Origin of the sequence: Massilia aquatica, assembly GCF_011682045.1 — a bacterium.
GTDB classification, from domain to species: domain Bacteria; phylum Pseudomonadota; class Gammaproteobacteria; order Burkholderiales; family Burkholderiaceae_D; genus Telluria_A; species Telluria_A aquatica.
In genome coordinates, this window is sequence record NZ_VVIW01000007.1 from 227,534 (window position 1) to 247,880 (window position 20,347).

At 63.4% G+C, this 20,347-nt stretch carries 19 protein-coding genes and 1 riboswitch; of the genes, 11 read left to right on the forward strand and 8 right to left on the reverse strand.

The genetic code is table 11. From position 1 onward, the window contains the following. Nucleotides 1-134: 134 nt before the first annotated feature. The 3 genes from F1609_RS15010 (at nt 135) to F1609_RS15020 (ending at nt 3,530) form a co-directional block, all read left to right on the forward strand. Nucleotides 135-2,282, forward strand: coding sequence for a S46 family peptidase (locus tag F1609_RS15010; RefSeq protein WP_167077205.1), 2,148 nt, complete (start codon nt 135-137; stop codon nt 2,280-2,282). Nucleotides 2,283-2,373: 91 nt separating this feature from the next. After that, complete coding sequence (gene pnuC, locus F1609_RS15015; protein ID WP_167077206.1) at nt 2,374-2,970, forward strand: nicotinamide riboside transporter PnuC; 597 nt, start codon at nt 2,374-2,376, stop codon at nt 2,968-2,970. Next, a complete protein-coding gene (locus tag F1609_RS15020; protein ID WP_167077207.1) occupies nt 2,967-3,530 on the forward strand; it encodes an AAA family ATPase in 564 nt (187 codons plus the stop codon). Before pnuC ends, F1609_RS15020 begins: the two co-directional genes overlap by 4 nt. On the opposite strand, the gene F1609_RS15025 is transcribed toward F1609_RS15020, so the two are convergent. The 3 genes from F1609_RS15025 to F1609_RS15035 form a co-directional block, all read right to left on the reverse strand. Beyond that, entirely contained in the window at nt 3,527-5,635 is a 2,109-nt protein-coding gene (locus F1609_RS15025; RefSeq protein ID WP_167077208.1) for a TonB-dependent siderophore receptor, read from the reverse strand. The two genes, F1609_RS15020 and F1609_RS15025, sit on opposite strands and share 4 nt — an antisense overlap. Nucleotides 5,636-5,712: 77 nt before the next feature. Then, nucleotides 5,713-5,811, reverse strand: a riboswitch (TPP riboswitch). Nucleotides 5,812-6,037: 226 nt separating this feature from the next. After that, nucleotides 6,038-7,195 (reverse strand): iron-containing alcohol dehydrogenase, encoded by a 1,158-nt coding sequence (locus tag F1609_RS15030; protein ID WP_167077209.1) that lies wholly within the window; start codon nt 7,193-7,195, stop codon nt 6,038-6,040. A 95-nt stretch (nt 7,196-7,290) separates the two neighbouring features. After that, the gene (locus F1609_RS15035) at nt 7,291-7,818 is read right to left on the reverse strand and encodes an SRPBCC family protein (protein WP_167077210.1); all 528 of its coding nucleotides are present in this window, start codon (nt 7,816-7,818) and stop codon (nt 7,291-7,293) included. A gap of 135 nt (nt 7,819-7,953) precedes the next feature. Between F1609_RS15035 and F1609_RS15040 the strand changes: the two genes are divergently transcribed. After that, a complete protein-coding gene (locus F1609_RS15040) occupies nt 7,954-8,664 on the forward strand; it encodes a glutathione S-transferase (RefSeq protein ID WP_167077211.1) in 711 nt (236 codons plus the stop codon). Nucleotides 8,665-8,788: 124 nt separating this feature from the next. On the opposite strand, the gene F1609_RS15045 is transcribed toward F1609_RS15040, so the two are convergent. Continuing rightward, entirely contained in the window at nt 8,789-9,994 is a 1,206-nt protein-coding gene (locus F1609_RS15045) for an MFS transporter (RefSeq protein ID WP_167077212.1), read from the reverse strand. A 160-nt stretch (nt 9,995-10,154) separates the two neighbouring features. On the opposite strand from F1609_RS15045, the gene F1609_RS15050 reads away from it, so the two are divergent. Next, a complete protein-coding gene (locus F1609_RS15050) occupies nt 10,155-11,066 on the forward strand; it encodes a LysR family transcriptional regulator (RefSeq protein WP_167077213.1) in 912 nt (303 codons plus the stop codon). 39 nt (nt 11,067-11,105) lie between these two features. Here F1609_RS15050 and F1609_RS15055 read toward each other — a convergent pair whose 3' ends face one another. Next, nucleotides 11,106-11,894 carry an oxygen-binding di-iron domain-containing protein gene (locus tag F1609_RS15055; protein ID WP_167077214.1) on the reverse strand — a complete coding sequence of 263 codons (789 nt, stop codon included), beginning with the start codon at nt 11,892-11,894 and terminating at the stop codon, nt 11,106-11,108. Between the two features lie 138 nt (nt 11,895-12,032). On the opposite strand from F1609_RS15055, the gene F1609_RS15060 reads away from it, so the two are divergent. Together F1609_RS15060 and F1609_RS15065 are read left to right on the forward strand one after the other, a co-directional pair. Then, nucleotides 12,033-12,344, forward strand: coding sequence for a thioredoxin family protein (locus F1609_RS15060; RefSeq protein WP_167077215.1), 312 nt, complete (start codon nt 12,033-12,035; stop codon nt 12,342-12,344). A 137-nt stretch (nt 12,345-12,481) separates the two neighbouring features. Further along, complete coding sequence (locus tag F1609_RS15065) at nt 12,482-12,829, forward strand: hypothetical protein (protein WP_167077216.1); 348 nt, start codon at nt 12,482-12,484, stop codon at nt 12,827-12,829. Nucleotides 12,830-12,890: 61 nt separating this feature from the next. Here the strand turns inward: F1609_RS15065 and F1609_RS15070 are convergent, their stop codons facing one another. Beyond that, nucleotides 12,891-13,262: a YXWGXW repeat-containing protein gene (locus F1609_RS15070; protein ID WP_370661632.1), complete on the reverse strand. Its 372-nt coding sequence runs from the start codon at nt 13,260-13,262 to the stop codon at nt 12,891-12,893. A 158-nt stretch (nt 13,263-13,420) separates the two neighbouring features. Between F1609_RS15070 and F1609_RS15075 the strand changes: the two genes are divergently transcribed. The 4 genes from F1609_RS15075 (at nt 13,421) to F1609_RS15090 (ending at nt 18,156) form a co-directional block, all read left to right on the forward strand. Then, nucleotides 13,421-13,972, forward strand: a complete 552-nt coding sequence (locus F1609_RS15075; RefSeq protein WP_167077218.1) for a TolB-like translocation protein — start codon at nt 13,421-13,423, stop codon at nt 13,970-13,972. Then, on the forward strand, nt 13,969-15,417 hold the full coding sequence (locus F1609_RS15080) for a flavin-containing monooxygenase (protein ID WP_167077219.1): 1,449 nt from the start codon (nt 13,969-13,971) through the stop codon (nt 15,415-15,417). Before F1609_RS15075 ends, F1609_RS15080 begins: the two co-directional genes overlap by 4 nt. Next, entirely contained in the window at nt 15,417-16,865 is a 1,449-nt protein-coding gene (locus F1609_RS15085) for a flavin-containing monooxygenase (protein WP_167077220.1), read from the forward strand. Before F1609_RS15080 ends, F1609_RS15085 begins: the two co-directional genes overlap by 1 nt. Before the next feature lie 214 nt (nt 16,866-17,079). Continuing rightward, nucleotides 17,080-18,156: a hypothetical protein gene (locus tag F1609_RS15090; RefSeq protein ID WP_167077221.1), complete on the forward strand. Its 1,077-nt coding sequence runs from the start codon at nt 17,080-17,082 to the stop codon at nt 18,154-18,156. Here F1609_RS15090 and F1609_RS15095 read toward each other — a convergent pair. Both F1609_RS15095 and ompR read right to left on the reverse strand, forming a co-directional pair. Then, nucleotides 18,153-19,526 carry a sensor histidine kinase family protein gene (locus F1609_RS15095; RefSeq protein WP_441294930.1) on the reverse strand — a complete coding sequence of 458 codons (1,374 nt, stop codon included), beginning with the start codon at nt 19,524-19,526 and terminating at the stop codon, nt 18,153-18,155. The genes F1609_RS15090 and F1609_RS15095 overlap by 4 nt on opposite strands. After that, the gene (gene ompR / locus F1609_RS15100) at nt 19,526-20,227 is read right to left on the reverse strand and encodes an osmolarity response regulator transcription factor OmpR (RefSeq protein ID WP_229421903.1); all 702 of its coding nucleotides are present in this window, start codon (nt 20,225-20,227) and stop codon (nt 19,526-19,528) included. The genes F1609_RS15095 and ompR overlap by 1 nt, the downstream gene beginning before the upstream one ends. Nucleotides 20,228-20,347: the final 120 nt, after the last annotated feature.

Sequence of the window (20,347 nt, forward strand, 5' to 3'; positions counted from 1 at the left end):
TGTAACGCACGTCTTTTGCCGGTGTCACAGGCCGATGCCCGTCACGCGCCGTCAATACGGCGCCGACAAAATCATTTCCAGCGCTTTGCATCAGCGATATACTCCCCGCTTGCTTTTATCTTCTGGGGTATATCTTGTTGAAATCCATCGCCTTACCCGTCGCCCTGCTTGGCGTATTTGCTACCGCAAATGCCGATGAAGGCCAGTGGCAGCCATACCAGCTTCCGCAACTGTCGTCGGAACTCAAACGCATCGGCATCACCATCCCCGCCGAGAAGCTGGCCGACCTGTCCAAGCACCCCATGAGCGCCATCGTGTCGCTGGGCGGCTGCTCGGCTTCGTTCGTGTCCGGCGATGGACTGGTGGTCACCAATCACCACTGCGCGTACGGCGCCATCCAGCGTAATTCGACTCCGGAAAAGAACTACATCGTCAATGGCTTCCTGGCCAAGACGCGCGACGCCGAACTGCCGGGCGGCCCGAATACGCTGGTGTATGTGACCGAAAAAGTCGAAAACGTCACCGACCGCGTGCTCAAGGGCCTGTCGCCGACCATGTCCGGGCGCGAGCGCAATGAAGAAGTCCAGAACCGCATCAAGGCGCTGACCGCCGAATGCGAAACCGACAAGGCATACCGCTGTTCGGTGCCGAGCTTTCACCGCGGCCTTGAGTACTACCGCATTCGCCAGTTGATGATCCGCGATGTGCGCCTGGTGTACGCGCCGTCCGACATGATCGGCAATTTTGGCGGCGACGTCGATAACTTCGAATGGCCGCGCCAGACCGGCGACTACTCCTTCCTGCGCGCCTACGTCGGCAAGGATGGCCGTCCGGCCGATCCGTCGCCAGATAATGTGCCGTACAAGTCGAAAGACTTCCTGGTGGTGTCGGCCGAAGGCCTGAAGAACGGCGATCCGATCCTGCTGGCCGGCTACCCGGGCCGCACCAGCCGCTACAAGCTGCCCTCGGAAATCCGCTTCGCGCGCGACGCCAACTTCCCGGTGCGCGTGGCCGAAATGCAGGCCGACCTGGCCGTCATCGCCGCCGCCACCAAGGGCAGCCCTGCCAACGACGTGCGCTACGCCAGCGTGGTCAAGGGCATCAACAACGTGCTCAAGAAAACCCAGGGCCTGCTCGACGGCTTTGCGCGCAAGGACATCGCCGCCATCAAGGACGTGCAGGACGCCGAGTTCCGCGCCTGGTTCAACAAGCCCGGTAACCAGAAAGAGGTGTCGCCGACCTTGCTGGCCGACCTGGACGCCGCCATCGCCGCCGATATGGCGCTGTCGGAACAGGAATTCGCCTGGTCGGTCGCCGGCAACAGCGATATGCTGAAAACGGCGCGCACGCTGTACCGCCTGGCGCTGGAAGGCGCCAAGCCCGATGCCAGGCGCGAAACCGGTTACCAGGAACGCGACCTGTCGTTCATCAAGGCGCGCCTGACCCGCCTTGAGCAGTCGTATGTCGGCAGCGTGGACGAGGCGCGCTTTGCCGCCGGCCTGCAGCGCTACCAGAAGCTGGCTGCGAAGATGCATCCGCAAGGCCTGGACGCCTTGCTGCCGGCGCCGGGTGCCATCGGCGCGCTGTACAAACAGTCGGAACTGGGCGAAACTGCCAAGCGCCTTGGCTGGATCGGCAAGGATGCGGCGGCGTTTGCCAAGTCGGACGACGCCTTCATCAAGCTGGCCGTCAAGCTGCATGACGTGACCATGGCGCTGGAAAACCGCCGCAAGGAAATCGACGGCAACCTCGAACGCATCATCCCGCAGTACATGTCGGCCGTGATCGCGTGGAAGAAGTCGCAAGGCAAACCGGTCTACGCCGATGCCAATTCGACCCTGCGCGTGACCTTCGGCACGGTGGCGCCTTACTCGCCGCGCGATGGCATCGTCAAGGGCCCGTTTACCACGGTCGAAGGCATCGTCGAGAAGCACACCGCGGCCGAGCCGTTCAACGCACCGAAGCCGCTGCTCGACGCGGTCAAGGCAAAGCGCTATGGCGTGTTCAAGGACCCTGTGCTGAACACGGTGCCGGTCAACTTCCTGTCCAGCGCCGATACCACGGGCGGCAATTCCGGTTCGGCGGTGATGAACAAGCGCGGCGAACTGGTTGGTCTGAACTTCGATTCGACCTATGAATCGGTGACCAAGGACTGGTACTTCGACAGCGACATCACGCGCGCCATTCACGTGGACATCCGCTACATGCTGTGGGTGATGAAGGAAGTCGACCATGCCGACAACCTGCTCAAGGAAATGACCATCAAGTACCCGCGCAAGTAAGCCAGGTAAATCCGGGGCAGGGACGCCGTCCCCGCCTTTTGGAAAGCGGCGCATACGCTACAATTGCGCCACTTTCCGCCACTCCCTCCGTATGAACGATTCCTTTGTCCTGCTTGGCCTGGCCACCACACCGCTCGAACTGACGGCGCTGGTCCTGTCGGTCATCACCGTTGTACTCAATATTCGCCAGACTCACTGGGCGTGGCTGTTCGCGATCGCCTCGTCGGCGGTCTACGGCATCGTCTTCCTTAACGCGCGCCTGTATGGCGACATGGGTTTGCAGGGCGTGTTCATCGCCGTGTCGGTATGGGGCTGGTATCAGTGGCTGTATGGTGGCGAGCAGCATGCGCCGCTCACGGCCACGTGCTCTAGCCGTGCCGGCTGGATCGGCGGCATCGTCGGCTGGCTGCTGCTGTTCGCGGCGATCGGCTATGCGCTGCGCAGATTCACCGACACCGATGTACCGCATATCGACGGCTTTTTGACGGCGGGCAGCCTGCTTGGCCAGTTGCTCTTGTCGCGCAAGAAGGTCGAAAACTGGATCGTGTGGATCGTGGTCGATGTGCTGTATGTGGGCCTGTACATCCATAAGGACCTGCATGCCACAGCGGCGCTGTATGCGGCCTTCGTGGTGATGGCGGTGTTCGGATGGCGCGCCTGGGCACGCGTCGCGGGCGGCAAGCCATGATGCCGGTTTTGCGGGTCGCCATCCTGGGGGCGGAATCGTCGGGGAAGTCGACCCTGGCGGCGGCGCTGGCAGCGCATTTCGGCACTGTGTGGGTGCCGGAGTATCTGCGCGAGTTTGTCGATACCACGGGCCGCGTGCCACGCGAGGAAGACCAATGCGAGATCGCACTGACGCAGATGGCGCGCGAAGACGCGGCGGCGCGCGAGGCTACACGGTTCCTGTTTTGCGACACCACGCCGCTGATGACGGCCATTTACAGCCGCTGGTACTGGAACAGGGTCGATGCGCAGTTGTCGGTGCTGGAGCAGCGCCATGACTATGCGCTGACATTCGTGACGGCGCCTGACGGGCCGTGGGAGGCGGATGGGTTGCAGCGCGAATCGGAGGCGGTGCGCCAGACGATTCATGAGCAGGTGGTGCAGATGCTCGATGAGCGCGGGATCGGGTATGCGCTGGTAACAGGCACTCTGGAGGATCGAATGACGCAGGCAGTACGCTTGCTTGCTAACCGGCGGGCCGTCGTCCTTGCCAGGAACGACGGCCTGTGGGGCGGTGCTTAGAAGTCGAACTGCGCCGACACCCGTATCGTGCGCGGAGCACCCGGCAGCAGATAGCCACCCAGCTCCTGCGTCACATCGCGCCAGTAGAACTTGTCGGCCACGTTGTCCACCGTCGCGCGCACTGTCGTTGATACACCCGCGATGCGGGTTGCGTACGCGCCGCCCAGATTGAACACGCTGTACCCCGGCACCAGCGTCTTGTTCTCGATATCGAACGCTTTCTTGCCGGTGTATTGCCACATCCCGTTCACCTTCAGGCCGGGCAGCGCCGGCACCGCGTATTCCAGCACGGCCGCCGTCTTGAACTTCGGTACATTGGTCACACGCTTGCCGTCCAGCGAGGCGGTGCCGGTGCCTTCCTGCTGCGTATCGAGCGCCATCAGCGAGAGGCTGTATTTCAGGTCCTTGCCAGCCTTGCCCTGCGCAGCCAGTTCCAGTCCATTGTGCTTTTGTTCGCCGCTGCGAACAAACGTATTGGCCGCGTTGGTATATTCCAGCCCCTTGACGATGCTGAACACCGACGCCGACATGCTGAGCGCATCATTGACCATGGCCTTGACGCCAAACTCCACCTGCTTTGAGCGGCTTGGCGCGAGCGAGGCGAATTCGTTGGCGGTGCGCTTGGGCGCCACGCCGCCGTGCTCCATGCCATGCGCCAGCGAGCCGTACACCGTCCAGTCGGGCGTCGGGTTGTACACCAGGGCGACGTTCGGCAGCAGGAAGGTGGTGTCGGTGGTCGCATTGCGCTTGATGCCGACGTAGCGCAAGCCGGTGTGCAGCTTGAACTGCGCGCCCAGCGACAGGATGTCCTGCACCACGAAGCCGCGTTCATGGTCGTTGCGGCGCTCGGTCAGCGGGCCGGTGACGCGGCTGGCGTCGACCGGTGGCACCACCAGGTTGTTGTAGATATTACTGAAGCCGACGTAGTCGTACACATACTCGCCCGCCTTGTCGCTGCGTTCGAGGTAGGTCGCGCCCAAGGTCAGCTCGTGGCCGATGGCGCCGGTGGCGAACTTACCCTGCAACAGGGCCTGCGCGCCGAGCGGCGACTTGCGCTCGCCCACGCTCTGGTAATCGTAGACGTCGTAGTCGCCGTTCGAGCAGTAGCCCGGGTAGAAACCATCGCCCTCGTTGCCGCAGCCGTAAGGGAAAGCGGTAAAGTCGTCGCGCTTGAATTCGTGCTTGTTGGCGCTGACCGTGGTGCGCCAGGCGTCGTTGATCTGGTATTCGAAGCGCAGGCCGATATTGCTGCTGCGCGTGTCGACCGGCTTGGTCCACGGCTGGTTGTTGAGCAGCGTCTTGGCCGAGATGTTGGTCGGCAGCGCGACACCGCGAATGAGCTGATAGCCCGGCGCCGTGATCTGCGATTTCTTCTGGTAGTCCATGTCGAGCTGCAGCAGCGCCTGCGGCGAGATCTGCCAGTCGAACGCGCCCGAGACGAACGAGCGCTCGCCATCGGCGCCCTTGACGTAGGAACGCAGGCGTTCACCGGCGGCGTTGACGCGGTAGCCGAAGCGCTTGTCCTCGAAGCGGCCGCCCAGGTCGACCGCGCCGTACACGGTGCCGCGCTCGCGCGCTTCCACGGTGACCGAGCGCAGTGGCGCGGCGGTCGGGCGCTTGAGCGCGTAGTTGACGATGCCGCCGGGAGCGGTCACGCCGGCCTGCAGGCCCGACAAACCCTTGAGGATTTCGATGCGCTCCTTGTTTTCGAGCGGGATCTGGGTGTCGCCCGAGATGGCGATGCCGTCCTTGCGGTAGCTGGCGCCGTTATCGAGCATGAAGCCGCGGATCGAGAATTGTTCGGCGTAGCCGATGGCGTTGTACGAGTCGCTGACGCTGGCGTCGAACTTCATGGCGTCGGTGCTGTTGCGGATGCTGTAGTCCTGCATCTGCTCGCGCCCGATGGACACCACCGTGGCCGGCGTGTACAGCAGGGGCGTGTCGGAAAAGCCGGCCACGCCGGCGCGGTCGGCGGCGACCTGTTTGGCGCCGGTGACGACGACTTCAGGCATCGATTGCGACGTGCTTTGCGCGTGGGCGGAAAAGGCGAACGCCTGGACGATGGCCAGGGCGATGACGGACTGCTTGAATTTTGGCGATGACATAGTGTGCTCGTATTACGCGCCGGCGTGCGGGGCGTTGCTTGAAAAAGCCGGAGCCAACGGGGGGAGCAAACAAAGGAGGGAACTACTTTGCGCTTTCCTTCGCTGGCATTATCCAGATCAGGTACGGAGGGTATCTCTCACCCGGAAAATAAATTCCAGGACCCCTAGCGAAAGTCGATTTTATCACAGCTGGCTGAGAGCCTATCTCAGTAGATCGGAGTCGCTGCTGGCGCGCCTGCAAGCGGGGCCTGCGTTGTTCGTCGTTGCATGGCTAGCCATGCGGCCTCCTCGCGCCTTGCCCGCGCTTGTCAGGCATCGCCACCAGCTTCCCCCGATCCACTGAGATAGGCTCTGGGCACAAAAGGCCCGCGCCAGCCGTATCGGGTGCAACTACAGTGCGGCTTACAGGCTCATTTCAAGTACTTTGCGGCTGACCTCGAGTGTGACGTCGCGCTGCTCGCCGAGTTTGCCCATGCGGTGCGCCTCTAGCGCCGCCAGCACGCCGTCGACGTCCCTGGCGCCCAGACCGTAGTCGCCCAGGCGGGTCTTGACGCCCATCTGCTCGAAGAATTCTTCGGTGCGGGTGATGGCCGCCTCGATGCGGGTGTCCTCATCGCCGCCGGACAGGTTCCATACGCGTTCGGCGAATTGCAGCAGCTTGGCGCGCTTGGCATCCTTGCGCACGCGCAGCATGCTTGGCAGGACGATGGCCAGCGTTTGCGCGTGATCGAGATTATGCAGCGCGGTCAGCTCATGGCCAATCATGTGCGTGGCCCAGTCCTGCGGCACGCCGGCGCCGATCAGGCCATTCAAGGCCAGGGTGGCAGTCCACATGATGTTGGCGCGTACGTCGTAATCGTCCGGGTTGGCCAGCGCCTGCGGGCCTTCTTCGATCAGCGTGAGCAGCAGGCCTTCGGCGAAGCGGTCCTGCACCTTGGCGCCCACCGGGTAGGTCATGTACTGTTCCATCACGTGCGCAAAGGCGTCCACCACGCCGTTGCCGACCTGGCGCGTGGGCAGCGAATAGGTTTTGCTAGGATCGAGCACGGCGAAGGCGGGGAAGCATTTGCGGCTCATGAACGAGTACTTCTCGTGCGTCGATTTGCGGGTGACGACGCCGCCGCTGTTCATCTCGGAGCCGGTGGCGGGCAGGGTCAGCACCGCACCGAACGGCAGGGCGGCGCTAATGTTCGATCCGCGCTTTTCCAGGATGGTCCACGGGTCGGTGTCGAGCAGGGCGCCGGCGGCGATGAACTTGGTGCCGTCGATGACCGAGCCGCCGCCCACGGCGAGCAGGAAGTCGATCTTCTCGGCCTTGACCTGGGCAATGGCGCGCATCAGCGTTTCGTAGCTGGGATTCGGTTCGATGCCGGCGAATTCGGTGACGGTAAAGCCGGCCAGTGCGGCCATGACCTCGTCGTAGACGCCGTTTTGTTTGATGCTGCCGCCGCCGTAGACCAGCAGCACGCGCGCGGACGCGGGAATGTGTTTGGAAATCGCGGCGATCTGGCCCTGGCCGAACAGGATCTGGGTCGGATTGTAGAAGTCGAAGTTAAGCAAAATGGATCCTCGTGTTGGCTCGATTGATGTACGATTATCGCTCAAGCGCGCGATTCTTGCGGCGGGCGGCTTAAAACGCGGCGTATCCGGACGCGCTACTTTTCCGCCTCGGCTTTCAGGTTGGCCAGCCCCTTCTCGAAATCCCTGCCGATGATGCGGTCCATGCTCATGAAGACGCTCATGACTTTCGAGACGAAGGGCATCGGGCCGGACATGGTCCAGGTCACCTGCGTTTGCCCGTCCTTGGGCGCGAGCGTGAATTCGGTCATGTTGGACGCCTCGAACGGCTTGATGAAATCGAGCTTGATCACGACTTTGGACGGCGGCGTGAATTCGGTGATTTCCATTTTGCCGGCGCCGACGTCGTCATTGCCGGTCCAGGCGTACAGCGCGCCTTTGCCGCTCGGCGCGCCGCTGTGGACGCGCTGCATGCCTGGGTCGAGCCGTTCCCACGGCGACCAGCTCTGCCATTGGTGGAAATCGCCGAGCAGGCCCAGGATTTTCTCCGGCGGCGCCTTGATGGCCACCGAACGGGTCACGGAAAACGTGTCCGGCTGCATCGCCGCCATGCCCAGAATGCCAATGAACAAGAACACGAGCACCAGTGCGATCCGTCTGATCATGTGCGTTCCCCTTATATATATGTCGGAGCAGCCGCTGTCGGATTGGCAGCATTGGCAGATTAGCACGGCGTGCGCGGCCCGTTCAAGCGGATCGGCGATAATCGCCGGACAACCGGTCCATGCCTGGGAGGCGCGATGACGTACGAACTTTACTATTGGCCAACGATCCAGGGACGCGGCGAATTCGTTCGCCTGGCGCTGGAGGAAGCGGGCGCGGCGTATGTGGACATCGGCCGCCAGAAGAACGGCGCCGGCAAGGTCGCGGCCGAGCTGGCCACGCAGGCGACCCCGGCGTTCGCGCCGCCGTTTCTCAAGGCCGGCGCGCTGACCATCGGGCAGACGGCGAATATCTTGCTGTATCTGGGTGCGCGCCACGGCCTGGCGCCACGCGCGGAGGCGGGGCGCTTGTGGACCCACCAGTTGCAGCTGACCATTGCCGACCTCGTCAACGAAGCGCACGACACGCACCATCCGGTGGGGGTGTCGCTGTACTACGAAGACCAGAAAAAGGAAGCCAAACGGCGCGCCGCCGACTTTTTGGGGAACCGGGTGCCGAAGTTCTTGTCTTACTTTGAGGGCGTGCTGCAGCAGCCCAAGCGCCGCGGTGGCTTTTTGGCAGGTACGCGCCTGTCGTATGCGGATTTGTCGATGTTCCAGGTGATGGAGGGTTTGCGCTATGCGTTTCCCAAGGCGATGAAGCGGCTGGAAGGCGACTATCCGGCGCTGGTGGCCTTGCACGATCAGGTGGCGCAGCGGCCGAATATTGCCGCCTACCTGGCGTCGAAGCGCAGGATTGCGTTTAACGAAGACGGGATTTTCCGGCATTATCCGGAGCTGGACCGCTGACCGCTTGCCACTGACTGCGGCCGGCTGGCTGGGTGGCTATGGCTGCGACTGCGCTCGGTCATCCAGGCATGCTGTGAACACGTGCTGCCCGCTTGAACAGACGCGCAGCACGGTGGTGTTGCGCTTAGTGCGCCCCGACGGCCCGGCTTGTGCCCGCCACATGCACCAGTCCGTCACGACGGTCGAGCCAGCCTGCCAGCGTGGTCAGTCCCAGCGCGCCGACCACGACAATGGCCCCGATCCATGGCGTGGCCATCAGGCCCATGTGCGCCACGATCAGGCCGCCGCCCCAGGCGCCGAGTGCGATGCCGACGTTGAATGCGGCAATATTCAGGCCCGATGCCACGTCGACCGCCTGCGGCGCGTCGCGTTCGGCGCGCTGCACTACGTAGACCTGCAATCCCGGCACATTTCCGAACGCCACCGCACCCCACAGCAGCACCGTGCCCAGCGCCAGCCACATGTTCGATGCGGTGAAGGTCAGCAGCAACAAGACGGCCGCCAGCAGCGCAAAGACAATCTGCAAGGCCTTGATCGGACCTTTCTTGTCAGCCAGTTTGCCGCCCCAGATATTGCCGAAAGCAACCGACACGCCATACACCAGCATCACCAGGCTCACGCTCGACGCCGAAAAGCCGGATACTTCCTGCAAAATCGGCGCCAGATAGGTGAACGCGATAAACGTGCCGCCGTAGCCCAGGGTGGTCATGGCGTACACCAGCAGCAGGCGCGGTTTCCTGAGCACGGCCAGTTGCGTCAGCAGGCTCGCCGGTTTACTCATGGCGATGGTCGACGGCACCAGAATATAGCTGCCGATAAATGCAATCACCCCCAGCAGCGACACCGCCAGAAAGGTCGATTGCCAGCCGAAGCTCTGGCCGATCCAAGTTCCCAGCGGCACGCCGGTAACCAGGGCGACGGTCAGGCCGGTAAACATCAGGGCAATGGCGCTGGCGGCCTTTTCTTTGCTGACCAGGCTGGTGGCGATGGTGGAGCCGATTGAAAAGAAGACGCCGTGCGCAAGACCAGTGAGCACGCGCGCGGCCATCAGGGCATAGTAACCGGGTGCCATCCAGGCCACCAGGTTGCCGATGGTGAATAGTGCCATCAATCCCAGCAGCAATTGCTTGCGCGGCACGCGGCCGGTGAGGGCGGTCAGGACCGGCGCGCCGATGGCCACGCCGAGCGCGTACAGGCTCACCAGCAGGCCGGCCGAGGGAACAGACACGCCGAGGCTGGCGGCAATGGTGGGAATGAGGCCGACGATGACGAATTCGGTCGTCCCGATGGCGAAAGCGCTGAGTGTCAGCGCCCAGAGTGCGAGTGGCATGGATTCTCCAGTTGAGGCGGTGTGCGATGCCATGCAGTCTGCGCGCAATGACCGGGAAGAAAAATGCCCCGCAGCACACTATACTTTTGACTCGGAGTCACTAATCAGGATGGCGAGCGCGGCTTCCCGGTACAATCGCCTTTTGACTGGGGAGAAAGACATGATCGACGTCGACGCGCTCAGGGCGTTTGCCGCAGTCATCGATACCGGGTCATTTTCGGCCGCTGCCGAGCGGCTCGGGCAAACGCCGTCCGGCATCAGCCGCGCCATTGCCCGGCTCGAATCCCAGCTGGGCATCACCCTGATGCACCGCACCACGCGGCGCCAGGACCTGACCGAAGAGGGCGACTGGCTGCTCGGCCGCGCGCGCAAGATCCTGGCGGAGCTGGAAGACACCGAAGCACAAGTAGCGGCGCGCCGCTCGCAGCCGTCCGGCCTGGTGCGCGTCAACGCCGCCACGCCCGCGCTCGATCATCTGGTGGCGCCGCTGGTGCCGGCCTTTCTCGACGCTTACCCGCTGATCCGGCTCGAACTGGCCAGCGGCGAAACCCTGGTCGACCTGATCGAAGAGCGCGCCGATGTGGCGATTCGCATCGGCCAGCTGGCCGATTCCAGCCTCAATGCGCGCCGCCTCGGGAGCAGTGCGCTGCGGCTGTTGGCGGCCCCATCCTACCAGGCGCGCCACGGCACACCGGCCACGGTGCGGGAACTGGCGGCGCACCGCCTGCTCGGCTTCAGCGCGCCGGTCTCGCTCAATACGTGGCCGCTGGCGGACGAGGCCGTTGGCCCGGATAGCGAAGGGGTGGCGGTGACGCCGGCGGTGCTGGCCTCCAGCGGCGAAACCCTGCGCCACCTGGTGCTGGCGGGGGCGGGCATTGCCTGCCTGGCGGATTTTTTGACGCGCACCGATGTCGAGGCGGGCAGGCTGGTGCCGGTGCTCGATTCGCTGACCCTGCCATGGTCGCAGCCGGTGTGGGCCGTGTTCTACAAGCAGGGCGCGCTGGCGCCGCGCGTGGCGGCGCTGGTCGATTTCCTGGCGGAGCGGCTCGGCGCGACGGTGCTCACGCGCTGAGCCTGCCCGCGCGGGCGTGATGCGGCGCTCGGGCGTGTGTTACAGGCTGATGGTGATCTTGCGCGGAGCCTGATACATTTCCTGGGTCATCAGATCGACGCCGCAGGGAAGCGCTTCAATCCAGTCGAGGAAGCGGCCGATCATCTCGCGGCCCTTGAACGGCGCGCCGTGCTGCGGCACCATCCATTCCGGATCGAGTTTACGCACCATCTCGACCCAGTAGCGACAGACTTTGTTCGACACCATGTAGCGCGCGTGAAAGCCGCGCATGTAGGGCAGGTGCTTGTCGAAATCCTGCACCGGGTCCATTGCCAGCCCGTCCGGCAGCATCGACGCCCCCATGTCCCCCGAGAATAAAATGCGGCTGACCGGATCGTAGAACTGGAAGTTGCCTTCCGCATGCAGAAAGTGGGCCGGAAGAATCTGGAATTCGGTCTCGCCCAAGGGCAAAAGGCTGCCTTCGTCCGGAATCGCGATGATGCGTCCCTCGGTTTTGCCCTGCGCGCAAAAGTGCGGCACGAAGCGCGACCAGATCGACGAGATCAGCAGCTTGGTCTCGGATCCTGCCAGCCAGCGCGGCAGCGAAGCGATGATATCGGGGTCGGCGTGGGACGCGAAGACATAGCGAAGCTGTTTTGGTGGAAAGTACTTACTCATTTCCATGTACAGATCGTTGTAGGTCAGCACCCCGCCCGGGTCGAGCAGGATGCCGGTGCCATCCTGGACAATCAAAAACTGGTTTGACTGGACCGAGGCCTCGCCTTCGTCGACCAGATCGGAGAACATCAGGCAGATGTGCTTGCCATTATTGAACAGTTCGATCGCCATGATAACCCTACCTAGGAAAGGGTTTATTGTAGACCTCTAATTGGTCCTTGGCAATGTTTCCAATTCAAACTTACGAGTCGTGCAGCCCGCGATGCGGTTTTGCGGTAGGCTTATGCGAATGACATCAGGAGCAGCCGCATGAGCACAACTTATTCCCCGGCACAGCCGGAACGCAGCGAGATCGATGCCACGCCGGGCGTGCTGGTGCTGGACTTCGGCACCGACTGGTGCGGCCACTGCCGTGCGGCGGCGCCGCTGATCGAACAGGCGCTCGCCGCCGCGCCAGATGCGCGCCATATCAAGGTCGAGGATGGCAGCGGACGCAAGCTCGGCCGCTCGTTCAAGGTCAAGCTGTGGCCAACGGTCATCGTGATCAAGGATGGCAAGGAAGTCGCGCGCGTGGTCCGCCCGGATGAGGTGGCCGAGGTGCGCAAGGCGCTCGACGCCTAGCGCTGGCAACCAGTCCGTGCGCTGGCGCGAGGCCGCTTCGTTTGCGGGTCAGGCAGTCGCGCAATGTTGTTTTATGTGTTACGGTGGAGGGAAGGGGGCTGCTAAAAAATGCGGCATCCCGCTCCCACGAGGACATCATGATCTTTGCCGCCGATACCGAAGAATGTTCGCTGCTTGTCTTCCCAGACGCGCTGACGGCGTCAGTCTATTGCGACGCGGTCGATGTCGCGTCCAGCCTATGGCGTTTCTGGGATGATGAGGGCGCGCCGCTGATGCCGGCCTTCCTCGTGCCCAACGAGCGGCATTTGTTCACCACCACCACGGGCGTGTACAGCCTGGTTCCGGTGAACGAGGGACATTACGAATTTTTGTGGGATGCGCTACGGCATATTCGCCAGGTGATCGGTGAACTGCCGTTTACCGATGTGCGCGCCGTGCGCGACTATCTGGTCATGCAATGCGGCGGACAGGCTTCTCCGGCCTGAAGCAGGCCTCGCAAGCTGCCGCCGCCGCGCAGGGGGCGTCGCCTCCCGCGCGCAACATTCATTACTGGCGATTCGGATTATTCGGGCGCTCATCGCGACGATTCGGTACGCCATCGCCGTCATTGTCGCGCTGGCCACGTGCCCAGTTACCGCGCTGCATTTCCCAGCGTCCATCACGTTCCTGCCAGGCCGGCGCGGTGTAATGGTAGCCCTTGCGGTCGCGAATCCACGCGCCACGCACCCACACGTGGTGGTTGTTGCGCCAGTCCCAATGTCCCGGTGCCCAGACGTAACCGCGGCGTGGCGGCGGTGTGCGTTCGGCACGCGGTTCCGGCGGTGCTTCGCGCACGATGATCACCGCCGAGATGGCGGGAGCGGCGACGCTGCCGAGCGAGCCGGCGATCAGGGCGGCAATTAACAGTTTCTTCATCATCTTCTTCTCCTGGTATCGAATAGTGTCTGACCTTTATACAGCTTGCATAAGTGCATGTATGTGCGAATTCGCTCATAGCGTTGCTATTGCAAAACGTTGACATTTGCGTGGCCCGCGCCTATCGTCATCGCCACCGACACCACACGAGAGCGAGCTCCATGATCCTGCGCACCACTGCCATCGTCCTGGCCGGCCTGCTGGCGCTGCCCGGCCACGCCGCTCCCGCCAGCGACGCGCGCGACGCTTTTTTCGCCAACCTCGGCAAACTGTGCGGCGCCGTCTACGAAGGTGCTTCCGTGGCGCCCGACGACGGCGGTGAAGCTTTCGCCGGCAAGAAGCTGGTGGCCACCGTCAGCGCCTGCAGCGCCAGCGAGATCCGGATTCCCTTCGTCGTCGGCGAGGATGCCTCGCGCACCTGGATCGTCACCCGCACGCCGGCCGGCCTGACCCTGCAGCACGACCACCGCCACGCCGACGGCTCGCCCGACGAGCAAACCATGTACGGCGGCGCCGCCGGCAGCGACGGCAGCGCCATCGCCCAGCGCTTTCGCGCCGACGCCTACACCGCCCGTCTGATTCCCGCCGCCGCCGCCAACGTCTGGACGCTCTCGGTCTCGCCGGACGGACGCAAACTCAGTTACGTGCTCGAGCGCGACGGCAAGCCGCGCTTTCGGGCCGAACTGCTGCAAACGCGCGTGCCCAACCGATGACCGCGCCGCAGTTCGAGGTGGTCGTCATCGGCAGCGGCTTCGGTGGCCTGTGCGCCGCCGTCAAGCTGAAACAGGCCGGCATCGACAATTTTGTGATCCTCGAAAAAGACGCGCAGTTCGGCGGCACCTGGCAAGTCAATACCTATCCCGGCTGCGCGGTCGACATTCCCAGCCACGTGTATTCGTTTTCGTTCGCGCCCAACCCGGACTGGACGCGCCGCCTGGCTAGCCAGTCCGAACTGCTCGACTACACGCGCGCCATCGTGCGCGACTTCGGCCTTGAACCGCACCTGCGCCTTGGCGTCGCCTATGAAGGCGCGCAGTTCGAGGAGGAGGGCGGCTACTGGCAGGTTCGCACCAGCGCCGGGCCATTGAGCGCCAAGTGCGTGGTCTCGGCCCTGGGCGCGATGAACCGCGCGGCCATTCCGGCCTTGCCCGGCATCGACGCATTTACCGGCACGGCGTTTCATTCGAGCCGCTGGAAGCACGATGTGGACCTGCGCGGCAAGCGCGTGGCGGTGATCGGCAACGGCGCCAGCGCGATCCAGTTCATCCCGCGCATTGCCCCCACCGTCGCGCAGCTCGATGTGTACCAGCGCACCGCGCAGTGGATCGTGCCGCGCCACGACCGCGCCATCGGCCCGCGCGAACGCTCGCTGCTGGCGAGGATCGCGCCGATGCGTCTCTTGTACCGCGCCTTCAACTACACCCTGTATGAAATCAACGCGCCGCTGTACGTTTTTTTTCCGCGCCTGTTCCGCCTGGCGCAGGCGGTCGGCCTGCGCCACCTGCACCGCCAGGTGGCCGATCCGCAGCTGCGGCGCCAGCTCACGCCCGACTACACCATGGGCTGCAAGCGGGTGCTGGTCATGAGCGACTACTATCCGGCGCTCACGCGCCCGAATGTCAGCCTGGTCACCAGCGCGGTGGCGCAGGTGCGCGCCAACAGCATCGTTTGCGCCGACGGCAGTGAGCGGGCGGCCGATGTGCTGATCTACGCGACCGGCTTTCATGTGGGGCACGCACTGGCGTCCATCGAGGTGCGCGGGCGCGGCGCCAGGCGTCTGTTCGAGCATGACCAGGACTGCTACAAGGGCTGCGCCGTGGCCGGCTTTCCGAACTACTTTACCGTCACCGGGCCGAATAGCGGGCTTGGGCACAATTCGATGATCTACATGATCGAGTCGAGCGTCAATTACGTGGTCGAAGCGATCAAGGCGATCCGCGCGCAGGGCCTGCACTCGGTCGAGGTCAAGGCCGAGGTACAGCGCGACTTCGTGGCAAAGGTGCAGCGCAAGCTGCGCGGCACCATCTGGAACAGCGGCTGCAAAAGCTGGTACCTCGATGGGCGCGGGCGCAATTACGCGGCCTGGCCGGGCTTTACCTTTACCTATCGCTGGGCCACGCGCCGTTTCGACATCGGCAACTACCTGGTGCGCACCTGATGGCCGCGCCCGAGTTCGAAGTCATCGTCATCGGCAGCGGCTTCGGCGGCCTGTGCGCCGGCGTGCGGCTCAAGCAGGCCGGCATCGACAACTTTGTCATTCTCGAAAAGGACAAGGACTTTGGCGGCACCTGGTGGGTCAACACCTATCCCGGCTGCGCGGTCGACATTCCCAGCCATCTGTATTCGTTCTCGTTCGCGCCCAATGCGCGCTGGACGCGCCGCTTCGCGGGGCAGGACGAACTGCTGGCCTATACCCGCTCGGTGGTGCGCGACTTCGGCCTGGCGCCGCACCTGCGCCTGGGCACCGCCTTCGAAGGCGCGCAGTTCGACGAGGAGGGCGGCTACTGGCTGGTGCGCACCAGCGCCGGCGAGATGAGCACCCGGTCGGTCATCAGCGCGCCCGGCGCCCTGAGCCGCGCATCCATTCCGGCCTTGCCGGGACTGGCCGACTTTGCCGGCCCGGCCTTTCACTCGAGCCGCTGGGACCACGCGGTCGACCTGCGCGGCAAGCGCGTGGCCGTCATTGGCAACGGCGCCAGCGCGATCCAGTTCATTGCGCACATCGCGCCGCAGGTGGCGCAGCTCGATGTCTATCAGCGCACGCCGCAATGGATCATGCCGCGACCGGAGCGCATGATCGGCCCGCGCGAGCGTTCGCTGCTGGCGCGCGCGGCGCCGCTGCGGCTCGCTTACCGCGCATTGAACTACCTCCTGTACGAATCGCGCGCGCCGCTGTTCCTGTACACCCCGCGCCTGCTGGCGCTGCCCCAGTGGGTGGCGCGGCGGCACCTGGCGCGCCAGGTTGCCGACCCGCTGCTGCGGCGCCAGCTCACGCCCGACTACAAGATGGGTTGCAAGCGGGTGCTGATGGCGAACGATTTTTATCCGGCCCTGATGCGCCCCAATGTCAGGCTGATTACGGACAGCATCAGCCAGGTAAGTGCCAACGGCATCGCCACCACCGGCGGCGCCGAACGGGCGGCCGACGTGATCATTTTCGCTACCGGTTTCGAGGTCGAAAGGGTGCTCAACGCCGTCGATGTGCGCGGCCGCGCCGGCAAGCGCATGTTCGCCGACAGCCTGGAAGCCTACAAGGGCTGCACGGTGGCCGGCTTCCCGAATTACTTCACGATCGTCGGGCCGAATACGGGCCTGGGCCACAGTTCGATGATCTACATGATCGAGGCCGGCGTGAACTACGCGGTCGACGCCATCCAGATAATCCGCGCGCGCAAGCTGCTCTCGGTCGAGGTGAAGGAAGAGGTGCAGCGCGCCTGGAACGAGCGCATGCAGCGCAAGCTGCGCGGCGGGGTGTGGAGCAGCGGCTGCAAGAACTGGTACCTCGATGGCAAGGGCCGCAATTACGCCATCTGGCCGGGTTTCACCTTTGCCTACCGCTGGGCCACGCGCCGCTTTGACATCGGCAACTACGTCTTGCGCACCTGAGTTTGCTGGTGTTTGTAGTGCTCAACCGCCTTCATTCGACTAAATGTCGCGCTATAGCTACATCGAAACACAAAGAATCGGTCACGGCAGAAATTAATTAAATAACAATTTTATCCCCGGTAGAATCAGCGCAAGCCGGGCTCGTCCAGTAAAGACAGCGCAGCGAATAGACGTGTCATTCATGTTCATGCAGCTATCTCAACTGGAGTAAAACATGCTTAATAACACTTTTAGATTCCCTGCGCCGAGTGCGATCACATGGTCGAAGCTGATCGCATTGATGGGGGCCGTGCTGCTGCTGTTCTCCATGGCGCCTGTCTTCGCGGCCGAGGTCGATAAAGGATCAACCGTTGTTGGTGGAAGTTCCATCAAGATGGGGGAATATCTCAGTTCACCTAAAGGAGATTTTTACCTGCTCACGCAGGCCGACGGAAATTTCTGCGTTTACCATGAAGTTGACGGTAGCTATATCTGGTGCACGCGTTCGTCAGCGGCGCCCGCCGGAACCTATGCCACCAATGTGCAGACCGACGGCAATCTGTGTACCTACAGGACCGACGGTTATGTTGCGTGGTGCCTGTCGAACCATGCGCGCGGCGACGGGCCATTTTTCCTCGCCTTGCAAGATGACGCCAATGTCTGCATGTACAAAGGCGTTCCTGGCCAGATTACCGGCACGGTGTGGTGCTCAATGGTCACTGCGCAGGCGCGTGCCCATGGTCCCGTCGTCCGTTACGGCCAGCTTTATCATGTGCAGAACGGCTACGGGAACTGGGGTGGAGGCTATCTGGATGTGCGCGACAGCGGTTGCAATGGGAATACTTTATGTGTTTCCACGTCGGCCTCGGATCATCGCGACGGATCGACCGGTACCTGGATGATTGTCTCGGCGCAGTCCAAGATGGCCGGTGAGCAAGTCAGGCCGGGAGATAAAGTCTATTTGAAAAGCCAATATCCGCTGGCAAATGACGACATGCCGCCTTATCGCCTTTTCGGCGGTTATCTTGACGTGCGCGGCATTGGCTGCCAGGGGAATATGTTCTGCGTATCGGCCTCGCTGACCAAAAATACCGGCATCGATTCCAGTATCTGGACAGTGGAAGCGCCGCGCCACCGTGTTTATTCGGGCCAGGGGATTCATTTGCTGAATAACTTTGCACCGTACGGCTATTTTTCGTATCTGGATACCCGGGACGCGGGGTGCCAGCGAAATCTGTTCTGCGTGTCGGCAAGCACTACCCGCGACCGCGACGGCAAGAGCGGCACCTGGCGCTTTTTGGAAAGCAATTAGCTCGCCAGCGGCATCACCAGCGCGATGCGCAGGCCGCCGCCTTCGCGGTTGCTGACCTGGAGTTCGGCGTTGTGGCGCAAGACCACCCGTTCCACGATCGCCAGCCCCAGGCCGGCGCCGTTGGCCTGGCCGCGCGCGCTGTCCATGCGCGTAAAGGGCTTGAGCAGCAGTTCGATATGATCGTCCGGCACGCCCTGGCCGTGGTCCTGCACTTCGATCACCGCGCGCTTGCCCAGGCCATGCGGCTTGATGCGGCACGAGATATCGAGTTCGGTAAAGTCGCTGCCGGGCGTCTTGCCGTAGCGGCGCGCGTTCTCCACCAGGTTGTTGAAGACGCGCCGCAGGTCGGTGGCGTTGCCCAGCACGTGCACGCCTTCTTCGATGTGGGTGGTCACGTGGATGTCGAGCATGCGCTCCGCCTCGCGCGCGGCGTCTTTCAGCAGTTCGCCGATGTCGACCGGTACGAACGTGGCTGCCTCGGTCGGCTTGGCGTAGTCGAGGAACTGGCCGATGATGGCGTCCATCTGGCCGATATCGGACTGCAAGCCTTCGCGCGCTTCGTTACTGAGCTTGGCCATTTCGAGTTCGAGCTGCATGCGCGTGAGCGGGGTGCGCAGGTCGTGCGAAATGCCGGCCAAAATCACGGCGCGGTCCGATTCGACCTGCTGCAAGTCTTCCACCATCTGGTTGAAGCTGCGATTGGCTTCGATGATCTCTTTCGAGCCTTTTTCGGGCAGGCGGTCCGGCTTCTTGCCCTGGGCGATGGCGCGCGCGGCGGCCGTCAGGCGCGCCAGCGGCAGGTTGACCAGGCTCGAAATGAGTGCCGCGCCCACCACCGACAAGGCGCCCACCACCGTGGCCCAGCCGAGCCACTGCACGCCGGTCAGGCCTTCGAGGCGTTCGCGTTCGAGCATCAGCCAGTAGCTGTCGTCGTCGATCTTGAAACTGATCCAGAAGCCGGCGGTGCCGTTCACGCGGCTCGAAAAACGCGTGTCGGCGCCCAGCTTGGATTTGATGATGGCTTCGATTTCCGGCATCAGGGCGCTGTCCGGCGGCGGGTCGACCGCATCGGAACTTTCGAGCGTGAAGATCCGGATGCCCTCGTTGCTGACCAGTTCGAACAGCAGTTCGCGCCGCAGTTCGGGCGCGGAGTGGGTCAGGGCGGCTTTGGTGATGGTCACGACCGAGATGACCAGGTCGGCCGTCTGTTCGACCTGCGGGCCGCGCTGCACGGCGCTGATCATCCCGATCCACGAGGCCATGGAGACCGTGGTCAGGATGCTGAGCAGGAGGAAGGTGCGCCAGAACAGGCCGCTCCTGAGCCAGCTCATGCGCGTGCTGTGCGGCGTGGTCGAATCGCGTGCAAACACTACCTTGGCTGGCCTTCAGGAATGAACACATAGCCCAGGCCCCACACGGTCTGGATGTACAGCGGGGACGAGGGATCGGGTTCGATCAGCTTGCGCAGGCGCGAAATCTGCACGTCCAGGCTGCGGTCGAACACTTCGTATTCGCGCCCGCGCGCCAGTTCCATGAGTTTCTCGCGCGAGAGCGGCTGGCGCGCATGGCGCGCAAACACCTTGAGCACCGAGAATTCGCCGGTCGTCAGCGGCACCGTTTCGCCGTTTTTTTTCAGGGTGCGCGTGCCCAGGTCCAGCACGAACTGGCCGAACTCGAAGGATTGCGGGGTTTCGGACGGCGCGCCCGGAATTTCGTCCGGCCCCTTGCGGCGCAGGACGGCGCTGATGCGCGCCACCAGTTCGCGCGGATTGAACGGCTTGGGCAGGTAGTCGTCGGCGCCCATTTCGAGGCCGACGATGCGGTCCACGTCTTCGCCTTTGGCGGTGAGCATGATGATCGGCGTCTGGTCGCCCGCACCGCGCAGGCGGCGGCAGATCGACAGGCCGTCTTCGCCAGGCAGCATCAGGTCGAGCACCAGCAGGTCGTAGCGCTCGCGCAGCCAGAGCTTGTTCATGGCCGGCGCGCTTTCGGCGGTGACCACCGAGAACCCTTGTTCGGTCAGATAGCGGCGCAGCAGGTCGCGCAGGCGCACATCGTCGTCGACTACCATAATCTTGGCGGCGTGACCATTGGCGTTCGCCTGCGTTGTATTGTTGCTTGAGATAGGCGTGGCTGGTGTGTTCATTTGGCTGTCAGATTTGTCAGATTCATATCGCTATGGTAACGTCTT

Excerpts from the sequence above, each read along its gene's own strand:
- pnuC (WP_167077206.1), top strand. The coding sequence starts at position 2,374 with ATGAACGATTCCTTTGTCCTGCTTGGCCTGGCCACCACACCGCTCGAA.
- F1609_RS15020 (WP_167077207.1), top strand. The coding sequence starts at position 2,967 with ATGATGCCGGTTTTGCGGGTCGCCATCCTGGGGGCGGAATCGTCGGGG.
- F1609_RS15025 (WP_167077208.1), bottom strand. The coding sequence starts at position 5,635 with ATGTCATCGCCAAAATTCAAGCAGTCCGTCATCGCCCTGGCCATCGTC.
- F1609_RS15035 (WP_167077210.1), bottom strand. The coding sequence starts at position 7,818 with ATGATCAGACGGATCGCACTGGTGCTCGTGTTCTTGTTCATTGGCATT.
- F1609_RS15040 (WP_167077211.1), top strand. The coding sequence starts at position 7,954 with ATGACGTACGAACTTTACTATTGGCCAACGATCCAGGGACGCGGCGAA.
- F1609_RS15045 (WP_167077212.1), bottom strand. The coding sequence starts at position 9,994 with ATGCCACTCGCACTCTGGGCGCTGACACTCAGCGCTTTCGCCATCGGG.
- F1609_RS15050 (WP_167077213.1), top strand. The coding sequence starts at position 10,155 with ATGATCGACGTCGACGCGCTCAGGGCGTTTGCCGCAGTCATCGATACC.
- F1609_RS15055 (WP_167077214.1), bottom strand. The coding sequence starts at position 11,894 with ATGGCGATCGAACTGTTCAATAATGGCAAGCACATCTGCCTGATGTTC.
- F1609_RS15060 (WP_167077215.1), top strand. The coding sequence starts at position 12,033 with ATGAGCACAACTTATTCCCCGGCACAGCCGGAACGCAGCGAGATCGAT.
- F1609_RS15065 (WP_167077216.1), top strand. The coding sequence starts at position 12,482 with ATGATCTTTGCCGCCGATACCGAAGAATGTTCGCTGCTTGTCTTCCCA.
- F1609_RS15070 (WP_370661632.1), bottom strand. The coding sequence starts at position 13,262 with ATGATGAAGAAACTGTTAATTGCCGCCCTGATCGCCGGCTCGCTCGGC.
- F1609_RS15075 (WP_167077218.1), top strand. The coding sequence starts at position 13,421 with ATGATCCTGCGCACCACTGCCATCGTCCTGGCCGGCCTGCTGGCGCTG.
- F1609_RS15080 (WP_167077219.1), top strand. The coding sequence starts at position 13,969 with ATGACCGCGCCGCAGTTCGAGGTGGTCGTCATCGGCAGCGGCTTCGGT.
- F1609_RS15085 (WP_167077220.1), top strand. The coding sequence starts at position 15,417 with ATGGCCGCGCCCGAGTTCGAAGTCATCGTCATCGGCAGCGGCTTCGGC.
- F1609_RS15090 (WP_167077221.1), top strand. The coding sequence starts at position 17,080 with ATGCTTAATAACACTTTTAGATTCCCTGCGCCGAGTGCGATCACATGG.
- ompR (WP_229421903.1), bottom strand. The coding sequence starts at position 20,227 with ATGGTAGTCGACGACGATGTGCGCCTGCGCGACCTGCTGCGCCGCTAT.